16 protein-coding genes are annotated in these 14,596 nt (G+C 39.6%); 9 read left to right on the top strand and 7 right to left on the bottom strand.

Going from position 1 to position 14,596, the window contains the following annotated elements; all coding sequences use genetic code 11:
* The first annotated feature begins 4 nt into the window (after positions 1-4).
* Both metQ and DTA23_RS25350 read left to right on the top strand, forming a co-directional pair.
* Complete coding sequence (metQ, locus tag DTA23_RS25355; protein WP_112376360.1) at positions 5-817, top strand: methionine ABC transporter substrate-binding lipoprotein MetQ; 813 nt, start codon at positions 5-7, stop codon at positions 815-817.
* On the top strand, positions 795-1,214 hold the full coding sequence (locus DTA23_RS25350; protein ID WP_070561116.1) for a YchJ family protein: 420 nt from the start codon (positions 795-797) through the stop codon (positions 1,212-1,214). The genes metQ and DTA23_RS25350 overlap by 23 nt, the downstream gene beginning before the upstream one ends.
* A gap of 203 nt (positions 1,215-1,417) precedes the next feature.
* On the opposite strand, the gene DTA23_RS25345 is transcribed toward DTA23_RS25350, so the two are convergent.
* Together DTA23_RS25345 and DTA23_RS25340 are read right to left on the bottom strand one after the other, a co-directional pair.
* Positions 1,418-2,854, bottom strand: a complete 1,437-nt coding sequence (locus DTA23_RS25345; protein WP_070561117.1) for a dicarboxylate/amino acid:cation symporter — start codon at positions 2,852-2,854, stop codon at positions 1,418-1,420.
* Positions 2,855-3,029: 175 nt separating this feature from the next.
* Positions 3,030-3,380 (bottom strand): 4Fe-4S dicluster domain-containing protein, encoded by a 351-nt coding sequence (locus DTA23_RS25340; protein ID WP_046672889.1) that lies wholly within the window; start codon positions 3,378-3,380, stop codon positions 3,030-3,032.
* Positions 3,381-3,536: 156 nt separating this feature from the next.
* Here DTA23_RS25340 and DTA23_RS25335 point away from each other — a divergent pair, with 156 nt between their 5' ends.
* The 6 genes from DTA23_RS25335 (at position 3,537) to DTA23_RS29980 (ending at position 8,046) form a co-directional block, all read left to right on the top strand.
* Positions 3,537-4,550: an acyl-CoA reductase gene (locus DTA23_RS25335; protein ID WP_112376359.1), complete on the top strand. Its 1,014-nt coding sequence runs from the start codon at positions 3,537-3,539 to the stop codon at positions 4,548-4,550.
* A gap of 55 nt (positions 4,551-4,605) precedes the next feature.
* Positions 4,606-4,809, top strand: a complete 204-nt coding sequence (locus DTA23_RS25330; RefSeq protein WP_070561119.1) for a fructose-6-phosphate aldolase — start codon at positions 4,606-4,608, stop codon at positions 4,807-4,809.
* Between the two features lie 5 nt (positions 4,810-4,814).
* Positions 4,815-5,495, top strand: a complete 681-nt coding sequence (locus DTA23_RS25325) for a cell division ATP-binding protein FtsE (RefSeq protein WP_070561120.1) — start codon at positions 4,815-4,817, stop codon at positions 5,493-5,495.
* Positions 5,496-5,646: 151 nt separating this feature from the next.
* The gene (locus DTA23_RS25320) at positions 5,647-6,198 is read left to right on the top strand and encodes a nucleotide exchange factor GrpE (RefSeq protein WP_112376358.1); all 552 of its coding nucleotides are present in this window, start codon (positions 5,647-5,649) and stop codon (positions 6,196-6,198) included.
* Between the two features lie 10 nt (positions 6,199-6,208).
* Positions 6,209-7,363: a molecular chaperone DnaJ gene (dnaJ, locus tag DTA23_RS25315; RefSeq protein WP_112376357.1), complete on the top strand. Its 1,155-nt coding sequence runs from the start codon at positions 6,209-6,211 to the stop codon at positions 7,361-7,363.
* A gap of 314 nt (positions 7,364-7,677) precedes the next feature.
* Positions 7,678-8,046 (top strand): outer membrane beta-barrel protein, encoded by a 369-nt coding sequence (locus DTA23_RS29980; protein WP_256604677.1) that lies wholly within the window; start codon positions 7,678-7,680, stop codon positions 8,044-8,046.
* Positions 8,047-8,387: 341 nt separating this feature from the next.
* On the opposite strand, the gene DTA23_RS25305 is transcribed toward DTA23_RS29980, so the two are convergent.
* A complete protein-coding gene (locus DTA23_RS25305) occupies positions 8,388-9,107 on the bottom strand; it encodes a C40 family peptidase (RefSeq protein ID WP_256604676.1) in 720 nt (239 codons plus the stop codon).
* A gap of 73 nt (positions 9,108-9,180) precedes the next feature.
* On the opposite strand from DTA23_RS25305, the gene DTA23_RS25300 reads away from it, so the two are divergent.
* Positions 9,181-9,654, top strand: coding sequence for a universal stress protein (locus tag DTA23_RS25300; RefSeq protein WP_046672897.1), 474 nt, complete (start codon positions 9,181-9,183; stop codon positions 9,652-9,654).
* A gap of 76 nt (positions 9,655-9,730) precedes the next feature.
* On the opposite strand, the gene DTA23_RS25295 is transcribed toward DTA23_RS25300, so the two are convergent.
* The 4 genes from DTA23_RS25295 to pyrF are packed head-to-tail and all read right to left on the bottom strand — an operon-like array spanning position 9,731 to position 14,583.
* Complete coding sequence (locus DTA23_RS25295) at positions 9,731-10,906, bottom strand: RsmB/NOP family class I SAM-dependent RNA methyltransferase (RefSeq protein ID WP_070561123.1); 1,176 nt, start codon at positions 10,904-10,906, stop codon at positions 9,731-9,733.
* A 7-nt stretch (positions 10,907-10,913) separates the two neighbouring features.
* The gene (locus DTA23_RS25290) at positions 10,914-12,197 is read right to left on the bottom strand and encodes an ABC transporter substrate-binding protein (protein WP_083295756.1); all 1,284 of its coding nucleotides are present in this window, start codon (positions 12,195-12,197) and stop codon (positions 10,914-10,916) included.
* Positions 12,154-13,704: a glutamine-hydrolyzing GMP synthase gene (gene guaA / locus DTA23_RS25285; protein ID WP_046672899.1), complete on the bottom strand. Its 1,551-nt coding sequence runs from the start codon at positions 13,702-13,704 to the stop codon at positions 12,154-12,156. Before guaA ends, DTA23_RS25290 begins: the two co-directional genes overlap by 44 nt.
* Positions 13,705-13,746: 42 nt before the next feature.
* A complete protein-coding gene (pyrF, locus tag DTA23_RS25280) occupies positions 13,747-14,583 on the bottom strand; it encodes an orotidine-5'-phosphate decarboxylase (RefSeq protein WP_112376356.1) in 837 nt (278 codons plus the stop codon).
* Positions 14,584-14,596: the final 13 nt, after the last annotated feature.

Raw genomic sequence — 14,596 nt, 5'->3', positions numbered from 1 at the left:
TCATATGAAAAAATTGAACTATGCATTTGCAATCTTAGCCTTCAGTCTCGTATCGATTGTGGCATGCAACAACAGCGAAAAGAAAGAGAATACCCTTAAAGTCGGTGTGGTATCCGGACCAGAAAAGGAGCTTGCAGAAACGGCTAAGAAGGTTGCAAAAGAAAAGTTCAATCTTGATGTGGAGTTGGTAGCTTTCAACGACTATGTTGTGCCCAATGAAGCCCTAAATCAAGGAGATATCGATGTAAATGTATTTCAGCATCAGCCTTATTTACAGGAACAATCCAAACAACGCGGTTTTACAAAGTTAACCATCGTCGGAAACACATTTGTATTTCCGATCGTTGCCTATTCTAAAAAAATAAAAAGCATCACCGAGTTACAGCCTGGCGCCAGTATTGCCATCCCCAATGATCCTACCAATGGTGGCCGCTCACTTTTACTTCTCCAACGCGAGGGCATTATCGGCTTAAAAGAAAATGTAGGCATACAGCCTAAAGTAACAGATATAGTAAGCAACCCTAAGCAGGTTAAAATCATTGAGATGGAGGCACCACAGTTGCCGCGCGTTCTGGATGATCCTCAGGTTACAATTGCCATCATCAACAATAGTTTCGCCGCTCAGGCTGGGTTGGATCCCGAAAAACAAGGCTTATTCACAGAAGACAAAGAATCACCTTACGTTAATCTGATTGTTACCCGTTCGGATAATAAAAACGATGAAAAGGTGCAGCAGTTTATTCAAGCGTATCAGTCACCTGAAGTGGAAGCTACCGCAAAAAAAGTCTTCAAGAATGGCGCCATTAAAGGCTGGTAAAATTTTTAAAATACAAGTGATAGCATCAGATCAATTATGCCCCTGTGGCTCTGGCAATACCTTTGGAGAATGCTGCCAACAAATTCATCGTTTCCATGCCAAAGCAACCACAGCAGAGGCATTGATGCGTGCACGTTATAGTGCTTTTGTGACACAACAGATCGATTTCCTATACGATACATTTCACCCCTCAACACGACGGTTCCAAAATAAACAGGCCATTGGGCAATGGGCGCGGGACAATAAATGGATGCAACTCGCGATCCTGAAATCTACACTCCATACGGTCGAGTTTGAAGCACATTATCTGGATCCACAGATGGAAGTTCATATTCACCATGAAAAGTCTACCTTCAAAAAACAAGGTGATTTATGGTACTACGTTGACGGGCGCTGATATAAATAGTTTGCTTGCAAGCCATTGGAAAGGATACCAGACTATCAACAACAGCTTGCAAGCAGCTTTTCGTTCCATAAAAATTCCCTTCTATGAAATAAAATGTGGTTTCAACTAAGTCCTTATTTTTGCTCATAAAAAAGCAGTCTCAACGGGGATGTCAAGACTGCTTTTCTGCAACGAATATTCGTTAGTTATTTCTATTAGATCGCCTGTTCAGTATCTTCGCGATAAGGAGCTTCTTCATCAAACTCACCCTCCCATTTAGCAACAACAACGGTTGCCAAACAATTTCCGATCACATTGACAGAGGTACGCGCCATATCCATGAGTTCATCGATACCTAAAATGGCAGCAATGACAAATGTTGGTAAACCAAACTGATCCGCTGTCGCAATCAAAATAATTAATGAAGCCCTTGGGACAGCAGCAACACCTTTGGAGGTGATCATCAATGTAAATGCAATCATCAATTGATGTCCAAACGACAAATGGATACCAGCCGCCTGAGCGACAAAGATGGCAGCCAATGATAAATAGAGTGAAGTACCATCCAAGTTAAAACTATATCCTGTCGGAATGACAAACGAAACAATCTTACGTGGCACACCAAATTTCTCCATTGCGCTCATTGCTTTCGGTAATGCCGCATCTGAACTTGTAGTGGCAAATGCAATGGAAACAGGTTCCTTAATCGCATTTATAAAACGTTTAACAGGTATCTTTAAATACAAAGCTACAGGAAGCAATACCAAGCATAAAAAGCATACTAAAGCAAAATACAGCGTCGCTAAAAGCATGAAAAGATTCTTAAGGATATCGACACCGAGATGCCCCACAGTGTAAGCCATGGCAGCACCGACCCCGATAGGCGCAAAGTACATAATCATGTTCGTAAACTTAAACATCGTTTCAGACATACTTTCGGTAAAATCAACCAAGGGTTTACGCTTTTTCTCATCGACCATTGCCAATCCAATCCCGAACAAAATTGAAAATACAACAATCTGTAAAACTTGGTTATCCGCTACAGATTTGACAATATTTTCAGGAAACAAGTCGCGTATAAAAGAAGTGAACTTGTATACAGGATGCACATGGTCCGGAAGGGTTTTAAGGATATGCTCATCCATACTTTCCTTCGGCGCAGGGAGTTCTTCATGTGGCATATGTGCAACATCAACGCCCACTCCTGCTCGAGTCAGGTTTATAGCACCTAAACCAATAAAAATAGCACATGTCGTTGCGCAAAAGAAATAAAGCATCGATTTCCATGCCATACGCCCCACCTGTTTCAAATCAGAATGCCCTGCAATTCCATATACAAGCGTAGCAAAGAGAATCGGTCCCACAATCGTCTTGACTAACTTGATAAAACCTTTACTCAAAGGTTGCAGGGAAATCGCTAGATTTGGAAAATCCAACCCGACAAATATCCCCATAATCATACAGGTCAAAATCCAAGTGGTCAAATTTTTCTTAAAGAGCGCATTTACAACCAAAACGGTAGCAACTATCCAACGGACAGCCATTAGAAATTCATGCGAAAAGCCTACAACATCAAATTCGTATAATACAGCAATGATACAAGCTAATGTAACTGTGATTAGGGTTATCAACCCTATTTTGGTTTTTAACATTTAAAAGATTTTAATGGTCAAAAGAACAAAAATAAAAAAATACTATGCTTTTGCAAATATTATTATTCCAAATAGCCAAGATTCACAACAAAATATCGATTTCGCCAAAATAGAAAGGCACAAAAAAGGCAGGAAAATTTCTTATCCTGCCTTATATTTTAACGGAACACTAAATTTATTCCGCGTGTAACCAAGCTTTTTTCGCTAATAGCTCATCGTTCGATTCACGTACATCTTCGTCATCCACACAACAATCTACAGGGCAAACCGCTGCACATTGAGGCTCATCGTGGAAACCTACACATTCCGTACATTTATCTGAAACAATATAATAGACTTCATTAGAGATCGCTTCTTGAGACTCGTTGGCATCTAGTGTAACACCATCGCCAAAATCAATAACCCCATCCAAAGCCGTCCCATCTGAGAATTTCCAAGTTACACCAGCATCGTATATTGCATTATTTGGGCATTCCGGTTCGCAAGCACCACAGTTAATGCATTCGTCTGTAATTTTAATCGCCATTTATAACCTCACAATTATGATAAATAAACTATTTTTGCATTATCAATATGAAACAAAGTCTGATTGAACAATAAGGCTAGTTGATTCACGTTGATTAATGTTAACAGCACAAATATAATACAAATTTGTGTATTCATCTTTTAAAATTTTAATATTTTGACAAAGCAACAACGAATAAATGCATTTGTAAAATTAGGCGAGCGGCTGCAAGAGCGACCTGATGATTTGATTCAAATCATTCAATTCGCCCAACATAAAAACCCCTGGTATACGCCTCAAAATGTTGAACGTGCCATTCAAGCCATTGCTGCCAATCTGACAATAGAAAAGCTGAATCACTGGTTAGCTCCTTATCCAGATCTAAATTCAACGAAAATTGTAGGATTAATTCTGGCCGGCAATATCCCCTTGGTTGGCTTCCATGATATGCTATCGGTACTGATCAGTGGCTTTAGAGCCAAAATCAAAGTCTCATCGGACGACGCAGGATTGACAAGTTATGTGCTCCGCCTCCTTAAACAAATTGACCCGTCCTTTACCGATGCCTTTGAAATTGTTGACAAACTAAAAGATTTCGATCTGGTTATAGCAACAGGTTCCAACAATAGCTCGCGTTATTTTGACTATTATTTTGGAACCAAACCACATATTATTCGTCGCAATAGAAATAGTGTTGCCATCATCGGTGGACAAGAATCTCCCGACCAGCTTGAATCACTGGGACATGACATCTTTGATTATTTTGGGTTAGGCTGTCGCTCTGTATCAAAGTTATTCATTCCAAAAGATTATCCAATAGCACACTTCTTCGAAGGTATCGCTGCGTTTAACAACGTGACGGAACATTTTAAATATAATAACAATTACGACTACAACAAATCCATCTATCTGATCAACGGCGACAAGCATTTTGATAATGGATTTTTATTGCTAAAGGAGGATGAGCGCACAGCTTCTCCCCTTGCTGTAGTTTATTATGAAACATACGAAACACTGGCTGAAGTTGAAAATAAACTCCAATTAGCGCAAGAAAATATCCAATGTGTTGTATCAGAAATAGCTTTAAATGTGCCCTCGCCAGTATTTCGTTTTGGAGAGAGCCAATGCCCTGCTTTGGATGATTTTGCTGACGGCGTGAATACATTGGATTTTTTATTCGCAAACCAATAAGCTTCCTTTAAATTCATAGTAAATAAATTGCATTAAAAATACTAACTTTGAAATTATGTATATCATTAAAGTAAAAGGTGTCGCCAAAATCCCTGATTATGTTCAATTAAGAGATGATGCCTTCACCTTGCTGGCATATTTTAGAGTCGACCGCCCAGATAAATCACTTGATAAGATTGGATTAGGAGAAAAGGCAGAATATATCATGCAACTGGTTAAAGAAATGCCTTTTGGGCAAATTAAAAAATTAGAATTTTAGCTTCCATGATTGAAAATAAAGTCATTACATTAAAAAACGTTGATATCTTCCAACAAAAACATTTGGTATTGTCCAATGTCAATTTAAACATTGGTAAAGGAGAGTTTATTTATCTTATCGGCCAGTCCGGCAGTGGAAAAAGTAGTTTACTAAAAATCATTTACGGCGATTTATACATCGGCAATGGTGAGGGAATGATTGCGGGCTTTGATCTTAAAAAGCTGCACGAAAATGATGTTCCCTACCTGCGTAGAAAATTGGGTATTGTATTCCAGGACTTCCATCTTTTATCCGATAGAAGCATCGAGAAAAACCTCGAATTTGCACTGAAAGCAACAGGCTGGAAAGATAAGAAAATGATCGATAGCCGGATATTGGATGTATTGGAAAAAGTTGGGCTTCGTTCCAAACTTAAGAAAATGCCACATGAGCTTTCTGGTGGTGAGCAACAACGCATTGTAATTGCCCGCGCATTACTAAATAATCCTGAAATTATTCTGGCAGATGAGCCGACCGGTAACTTAGATCCTGCGACATCAGAAGAAATCGTCTTATTATTGCGTGACATTGCCAATTCCGGAACGGCTATTTTAATGGCAACACACGATTATACCATTATCCGTAATATGCCATCCCGCATCATCAAAACTACTGATGGGGTATTACAGGACAATGTCAGTATCTAGACAGAAAACTGACATATAAAAATAAGATTCCGACAAATTGTTAGGCTTTTTTAATAAAATCTGACAAGCTGTCGGAATTTTATTGTTTGGCAAAAACTTTGACAAACGAAGCATAGAGTAAATTTTTGAATCTAATTTTAGCATTGAAGATATGAATGAGCAAGATAATTATTACGATGAAGGTCAAGATCCAGTAGAAACAAATTCTTCTGAACAACAGGAACAGCCTGCTGATAATATAGCAGAAGAACTGTCTACTGAAGAGAAATTGGCTGCAGAATTGGCAGAGGCAAAGGATAAATACATTCGTCTTTCTGCTGAATTTGACAATTATAGAAAACGTACAAGCAAAGAACGTGTTGAATTGATTCAATCAGCAGGAAAAGATGTCATCAGTAAGCTATTACCTACACTAGATGATTTTGACAGAGCGTTAACAGCCATGGAAACAGCGACAGATGTTGAATCTGTAAAAACAGGAATGGATATTGTTAACAACAAATTCAGACAAACGTTGTCGCAATTGGGGTTAAAGGAAATGGATACCATAGGCCAAGCCTTCGATCCTGAATTACAAGAGGCTATCACAGCAATTCCTGCACCCACAGCAGAATTAAAGAATAAAGTAGTTGACGTGATCGAAAAGGGGTACTACCTAGGTGACAAAGTGATCCGTCACGCAAAGGTAGTTATAGGTCAATAATATTAAGACGATGTCAAAAAGAGATTATTACGATATACTTGGTGTCTCGCGATCAGCGGACGAGAAGGAGATTAAATCAGCATATCGCAAATTAGCGATAAAATACCATCCGGATAAAAATCCTGGTGATCATGAAGCTGAAGAACAGTTTAAGGAAGCTGCTGAGGCATACGATATCTTGAGCAATCCACAAAAACGTCAACGTTATGACCAATTTGGCCATGCCGGTAATTCTGCAAATGGTGGTTTTGGCGGTGGCGGCGGTATGAATATGGAAGACATATTCAGCCAATTTGGTGATATCTTTGGTGGAGGACATCCATTTGAAAGTTTCTTTGGCGGTGGCGGTGGCCAGCGTGGCGGCCGTCGGGTAGCTCGTGGAAGCAATTTACGCATAAAAGTTAAATTAACACTCGAAGAAATTGCCAAAGGCGTCGAGAAAAAGGTAAAGGTCAACAAACAAGTGGTCTGTCATTCTTGTGACGGATCTGGTGCTAAAGATAAATCTTCGTTCCATACCTGTAAAACCTGTGGCGGATCAGGATCAGTTCGAAGAGTAACAAATACCATCTTAGGACAAATGCAAACAACAAGCACTTGCCCTACGTGTAATGGTGAAGGTGTTGAAATCACAGCAAAATGTACAACTTGTAGAGGTGAAGGACTCGAACGCGGTGAGGAAACAATTGCGATAAATATTCCTGCGGGTGTAAGTGAAGGCATGCAACTTTCCATGAGTGGAAAAGGAAATGCTGCTCCGCGTGGCGGCGTCCCAGGAGATTTAATTATCCTGATCGAAGAAGTACCACACGAAAGTCTAAAACGCGACGGACTAAATGTAATCTATGATCTATACATTAATTTCGTAGATGCTACCTTAGGCACTAGCGTGGAAGTTCCTACAATAGATGGAAAAGCGAAGATCAAAATTGAGCCCGGTACACAAGGCGGTAAAATTTTACGGTTAAAAGGAAAAGGTATTCCCGAAGTCAACTCTTATCACAAAGGGGACCAACTTGTATACGTTAATATCTGGACACCAAAAGCTGTGTCTAACGAAGAAAAAGAATTATTGAACAAACTGAAAGAATCACCAAACTTTAAACCTCAACCAGGTAAAAGTGAAAAATCATTCTTCGAGCGAATCAAAGAATATTTCGATTAAAATCGGTCTTTCAAATACAAAAAAAAGCCATTTGTCCGCTGTTGACAAATGGCTTTTTTTTATCTTCTTACTTGAAATTGACAATTAAAAACAAAAAGTCAGGCCAATATCATTATCGTTAAATAGAAACGATAAAAATAAAAATACACTAAATTTTAACGCGCTGAACCACTATCAATTACCATAATGGCAAAACATCTAGACAATCTAGTGACAAAAAATTAAAATAAGATTTCGATATTTGACTAACAAATTTAAAAAGTCAGGAAGTATTTACTGGCTTATTAGAACAAACTATTTTAAATAAAAAAGACATGAAAAAAGTTTTACTAACATTGACTGCCATTGCAGGTTTAACAATAGCAGCACAAGCTCAAACTGAACAAGGAAAAATTATGGTTGGTGGTCAGGTTGGCTTCCAAACTTCTAAAGTTAAAGACACAGACTTCAAAAATAACTCATTCTCAATCAACCCAACAGTTGGTTACTTTGTAAGCGACAACTTGGCAATTGGTACAGGTATCGGTTACAACTGGAGTAAAGATGAAAGTGTTATGGACTTAAGCACAAAAAGAGACGCGTTCCAAGTTTCTCCATTCGTTAGAAAATACTCTGCTAATGGTCCATTAAGATTTTTTGCACAACTATCCGTACCAATGTCTTGGGGAAAAAACTACCGTTGAAACAAATAACGTAAAAGCAGAATCAAAATTTGAGAACTACGGTGTCGAATTGGCTCCAGGTTTGGCATATTTCCCAACAAGCAAAGTCGGTATCGAATTAAAAGTTAGAGGTTTATACTATAATTATAACAATAACAAAACAGCTGATAGAGCAACAAATACATTTGGTTTAGACGCAAATTCATTAGCGCCAACTTTAGGTGTACAATTCCACTTCTAGTCAGTACGGAATTTAACAATAGGAAAGGCTATAATTACTTATAGCCTTTTTTTATGTCCTTCGCGATCATGTATACCGTTTAACAATCCGGAGTTTGTGTGTGTAACGGTTCTGTTCAGTATTAAAAAATGCCCTCCGCATCCATCCGATCGACACGCACTTTCGCTGAAGCGTGGATAATCGTATCGCGATCCAGCATAATCCCTACATGGGTAATCCTTCCTTCGGCGTTATCGAAAAAAGCCAAATCCCCTACCCGTATTTCCGAAACAAAATCCACTGTCTGCCCCATCTCCGCCTGCTGGTAAGCATCGCGAGGTAAGGAAAGGTCAAAGCAACGATAAATCAATTGGGAGAAACCGGAGCAATCAATTCCCCATTGTGAACGTCCACCCCATAGATAAGGAACGTCATTATAACTTAAGGCCAATCGCACCACCTCGGTTTCAAATTGCTCTCTGGTAAAGGTATTGATACTACCTTGATACGTTAATGTCAATGGCGATAAATTGACGGTATTCCCTGTATTTAGATAAAGCTTGGTACCATGACAGAGCTGAAATTGTGTTGTATCGGTAAAAAGAACTCCACCCTCCCGTCCAACGATAGTAGGTTTTCCACTCAGATAATGTTGCCTATCCAAGTCGTTTAGTTCCTGAAACTGTCCGTTTTGAATCCAACCCAAATAGTCCGTTTCCAATAGACGTATTGAGGTCCAATCGGCCTGTTCATCAAGGATCTCAAAAAGTTCCCCAAACAATACCTGAGAAACCATTTCACTGCGGTGTGCCTGTTCTGAACGTAACGGAACGAGAGCTAGTGTACAAATACCATATTTCATGTGCTAAACAAAACAAAATCGTCAAAAATGTGATTATATATTATATGACGAAGATAAATTAATTATAGTAGAAATGGACAATACAAACTCAAAATTCAAAAGGATACTCGTCGCTGTCGACGACGAACCATGCTCAGAGAAGGCGATACTATATGCCAAAGAAATGGCCGCAGTATTTGGAGCCTCCATAGCGCTTGTCACTGTTGTTCCCCCTACTTCTCCGGCCAACTTTGGCGCGGATCCACTATTAGGTCAGCAACCTATCATTGTTCCGGAAGTATCGGAAATGGAACAGGATAATGCACAAAAATACCTTGAGAAAATAAGCCGCGAGTTTACAGGTGCAGGCGAAGTTTATCTTTTTAATCGAATCGGATCCATTAAAGAAGAAATTCTGGCGGCATCCCACGAGTGGTCCGCCGATCTTATTATTATGGGGACCAATGGACGGACTGGCTTTGACCATTTCATTTCTGGTTCCGTATCCGAGTCAGTCATTCGCAAATCAACTTGCCCTGTGCTCGTTATTCCCAGTAAATGTGACTGATACTAAATGATTTCTACATATAAAAGGCTATTTTTTCCAATGAAAAAATAGCCTTTTGCTTTATTGCTTCTGAAAATTACCTTTTAATCAATCGCGCCACAAACATACTATCCGCTTTCTCTTCATAACCTTTCAAATAGTCCATGCGTTCGATTTCAAAACCAAAATTATCCACAATGTAATTGACAACATCTTCATTTTCCGCTTTAAAAATGGAGCAGGTTATATAAATCAAAGGCTTGCCCACTTTAACATGTCCTACTACATTACTTGCAATATTTTTTTGTAGTGCATTGAATTCGCCAATCTTAGCAGCCCGAAACTGTCTAATCATTTCTGGTGTACGCCCCCAAGTCCCCGATCCTGTACAAGGCGCATCCAATAACACCCCATCAAATCTTTCGCTCCCAAGAAGCGCAAAGGTATCCTTAGTAAGATCAAGTATTTTTTTTCGGTAATGCTTGATTCCAGCACGGTCAAAACGTTCATCGAGATTTCGGAGAATACTCATGCGAACATCGGATACCAAAAGATTGACAGTCGGACAAGCGTCCATCAATAAGAGAGATTTGCCACCTGAAGCTGCGCACGCATCCCACCAGGATTCCTTTTCAGCTGGATCCATATAATCCAACGTGCGCTGTGAAGAAAGATCCTGCACTTCTATCATTCCATCCAGCGTATCAAATCGCTGCAAGGATGTTCCATTATTCAAGGCAATAGTCTGATCGCCAATCATGGAATAAGGAATCTGATTGTTATCCAAAATAGCACACACGACTTTTGTCTTTCCGCGTTTCACCCGAATATATAAATAAGGCTGTATCAACTGGCTCTCTAAAAATTGTACCATGTCGATCTCATCAGAAATATGATCCGTAAATGGAAAGAGGTCATTCAGGTTAAAAACGCCTTCTGATTCCAGAAATGCAATTTTGTCCTTCAGTGGTAGATGGATCTTATCGCTGTACGAAGGCTCAAAAAGAGCCACCAAGGGGCTTTCGTGTTCACACAGGAATTCCGCAAGCACCAATCTACGCTGTTGTGACAGCTGCGAAGCTGCCGTTCCCAGACGAAAATAATTATAACATAAACGGGAAGTAGCCTTGCGATCGGATGATCCCATTTGCTTATTCAGCTTAAAAAAAGTAGTCAAATAACGCGAAAAGGGTTGATCCGCTTCAAAACCATCCATTGCCCGCTCAAAATTACGTATTTGCTGATGAACACGTCTTTCACTGAATTCCGCCATTCAAAGATTATTTTCTTTCAAATTTTTTGTTGTGATAAACCATCATACCCAAAGCTCTATTGGCATAGCCCCATTTTGGATAAAATTCAAATTTGTAATCGCTATTCAATCCCGAAAACTTATCCTGCGTCATTCGGCTAACATAATCTACGCCATATTTGTGGATCAATCGACCGAAATACAACGCCGCGTCATAACCTTTATAAGAAAATTCAGACGGGTCCACTTTATAAGCCGATTTATAATTTCCAATAAATTTACGGGTATCACTATCACTCTCATTCACCAAGTTGGAAGAAGTAATAGTAAGTCCATAAAAATCCATATTTTCGAAATTCTCATACGAAAGCTTAGCCATGTTTGGATGTCCATACAACTTAAATTGATTACCTGGATTCAAAAAGCGTTCGTCCATCTTATCCAATAAAGCTTTAACAAGATTCTTATTGGCTGTACCACTTACAATATGATTTGAACCGGTCAAGACAAGACTATTATCCAGTTCAGCAAGATTATAAACCGTTTTCACTTTTGCCTGTGCATTGGCTTTTGAAATTTCGCTAACAAAATTAACTAGAAACTGTTTGCTTTCATCGTCACCGGCATCGTATACTAATATTTGATCACCCGTATAGTATTGATCAGCAACATATTTCGCCAATGTCTCGGAATGTGTTCGAATAGAAGGTGTTATGGAAACCAAATTAGGTAAGCTAAATTCAGAAGCCATAGTGGCCGCCAAGGGAGAAACTTGCAGCACATTCTTATTTGCAAATGTTTGCCCAAAGCTTTTTATCTCACGTGGATACACCGGGCCCACCACAAGTACGGCATCCTTCACATTGACCGCTGTCCCCAAGGTCGCATTATAGGCAACATTGTCTCGAGAATCAATTACTTGTAAATCAAATAAAGCGCCCTCTTTGGCAATTTTGTCAAGGCCCAACTGAAACCCCTGATAAAAATCAAGTGCCAGGGAAGAACGCTCCACATCTTCTTTTGTAATTGTACCGGCAATACCACTTAACTCAAATGGCAATAGTAGTGCTATTCGATTATTCTTCACGGCGTGCCCATTGACATTTTGCACATCGCCCACTTTGGCAATCGTCGTCTCTTTGTCAACGGCCGGTTTAGTCACAGCAGTTTGCTGTTCGCCTTGACCAGAGGAAGGCGAACGCAATACTGTGCTTTTTTTGGTTGTACAGCTTGCAAGGCATAATGCTACAAGTGCCGCAACCCATATTTTATTCCCACTCAATTGTAGCGGGCGGTTTTGAACTGATATCATATACAACTCTGTTTATTCCTTTCACATGGTTGATAATTTCATTTGAAATTTTTGCCAACAGGTCATATGGTAAATGTATCCAATCCGCAGTCATTCCATCAAGAGAACCAACTGCACGTAAGCTAACAACATGCTCGTAAGTACGCTCGTCACCCATCACGCCTACAGAACGCACTGGCAAGAAAATTGTACCAGCTTGCCATACTTTATCGTACCAGCCAGCTTCCTTCAGGTTATTGATAAAGATCGCATCAGCCTCTTGTACAATACGTACACGCTCAGGCGTAATATCACCTAAAATACGAATTGCCAAACCTGGTCCAGGGAAGGGATGTCTGCCTAAAATTGCCTGATCCACTTCTAAAGCTTTTCCTACTCTTCTTACTTCATCTTTAAACAACGTTTTAAGTGGTTCTACGACTTTCAATTTCATAAAATCAGGTAAACCACCAACGTTATGGTGTGATTTGATTGTTGCTGAAGGTCCTTTCACTGAAACCGACTCGATAATATCGGGGTAAATTGTGCCTTGTCCCAACCATTTCGCTTCAATTCCCTCAGGTAATTCCTTTTGGATTTCTTTTGCAGCTTCATCAAAAACATCAATAAATGAATTACCAATGATTTTGCGTTTCTCTTCTGGTTCAGAGATCCCAGCTAATCTACCATAAAATAAATCTTTGGCATTTATTCCTTTAATATTTAACCCCATATTTTTGTAAGAATCCAATACCTGCTCGTATTCATCTTTACGAAGCAGACCATGATCTACGAAAATACAATGTAAATTTTTTCCAATTGCTTGGTGCAACAATACCGCTGCTACTGTCGAATCTACGCCCCCTGACAAAGCCATGATAACGTGATCGTCACCCAATTGTTCTTTCAAAGCGGATACTGTTGTTTCAACAAATGCGTCTGGTGTCCAATCCTGTGCACAACCACAAATGTTTACAACAAAGTTTTTTAATAAGATAGCACCATCTGTACTGTGTGTTACTTCCGGATGGAATTGTATACCATAGGTACGGGTGCCTTTTACTTGATAAGCTGCAACGCGCACTTTATCCGTACTTGCAATAATATCAAAATTTGCAGGAACTTCTTTGATGGTGTCTCCATGTGACATCCATACCTGCGATTGAATGGGTACTCCTGCCAATAATTCATTCTCGCTATTGACAAACTGCAGATTTGCACGACCATATTCACGAATTTCAGATGGCAACACTTCACCTCCTGATTTTTGAGCAATGTATTGCGCTCCGTAACAAACTCCTAAAAGTGGGAAACGATCCTGAATAGCAACAAAATCAATTTGCGGTGCATCTTCTTGTCTAACAGAATAAGGACTTCCCGAAAAGATAACACCTTTTACGGTATCGTCAAAATCTGGCAATTTATTGAACGGGTGTATCTCACAATACACATTTAGTTCTCTGACACGTCTAGCGATTAACTGTGTGTATTGAGACCCGAAGTCTAGAATTATAATTTTTTCTGGCATGCTGCAAAGGTAAGTATTACGAATGAATTATTAAATGTCAAATCAGGAAATAATGCCTGCTTTTAATAGTTCTACTTCCATTTCTTTCTGTAGAATCAGCGCTTCCTCCCGTGCCCTTTCAGCGAAATCACGTCCGTTTGAGGCATAGATAATTCCCCTTGTGCTGTTTACTAAAAGCCCGCAATCTTTGTTCATACCAAATTTACAAACATCTTCAAGCGAGCCGCCTTGTGCCCCCACTCCTGGAACCAATAAAAAATGATCTGGTGCATGTTCTCTAATTTTAATAAAGCCCTCCCCACGTGTTGCTCCGACCACATACATCAAATTGTCAGGTGTACCCCAAGTATTGACTTTATCGATCACCTGTTCGAACAATTGCAATCCTTCTTTGTTTTCAAAATTTTGAAAGTCCAGGCTACCTTCATTCGATGTCAACGCAAGTACGATTGCCCATTTATCGTTAAAATCCAAAAATGGTGTCACCGAGTCCTTCCCCATATAAGGTGCGATAGTAATACTATCAAATCCAAGTCCAGACGTCTTTTCATCAAAAAATGCCATCGCATAACGTCCCGACGTATTACCGATATCGCCCCTTTTTGCGTCAGCAATACTGAAACAATCCTTTGGCAACGCAGCCCAGGTTTTTTGAAGCGACTGCCAGCCTTTAATGCCATAACATTCATAAAACGCAATATTAGGCTTATAGGCAACACATAAATCAGCTGTTGCATCTATGATAGCCTTATTAAAGCTATAGATCGGATCCTCATCATCTAAAAGATGCTCCGGGATTTTGGTGAGGTCTGTATCGAGTCCGACACATAGAAATGAGCGTTTCGCTTTTATTTGATGAATAAGTTCTGCTCTTGTCATACTATATTTAGAG

Source organism: Sphingobacterium multivorum, from assembly GCF_900457465.1.
In the GTDB taxonomy this organism is placed as follows: domain Bacteria; phylum Bacteroidota; class Bacteroidia; order Sphingobacteriales; family Sphingobacteriaceae; genus Sphingobacterium; species Sphingobacterium multivorum.
The sequence above is the reverse complement of the archived record's forward strand: the minus strand, read 5'-3'. Positions and strand labels throughout refer to the sequence as shown.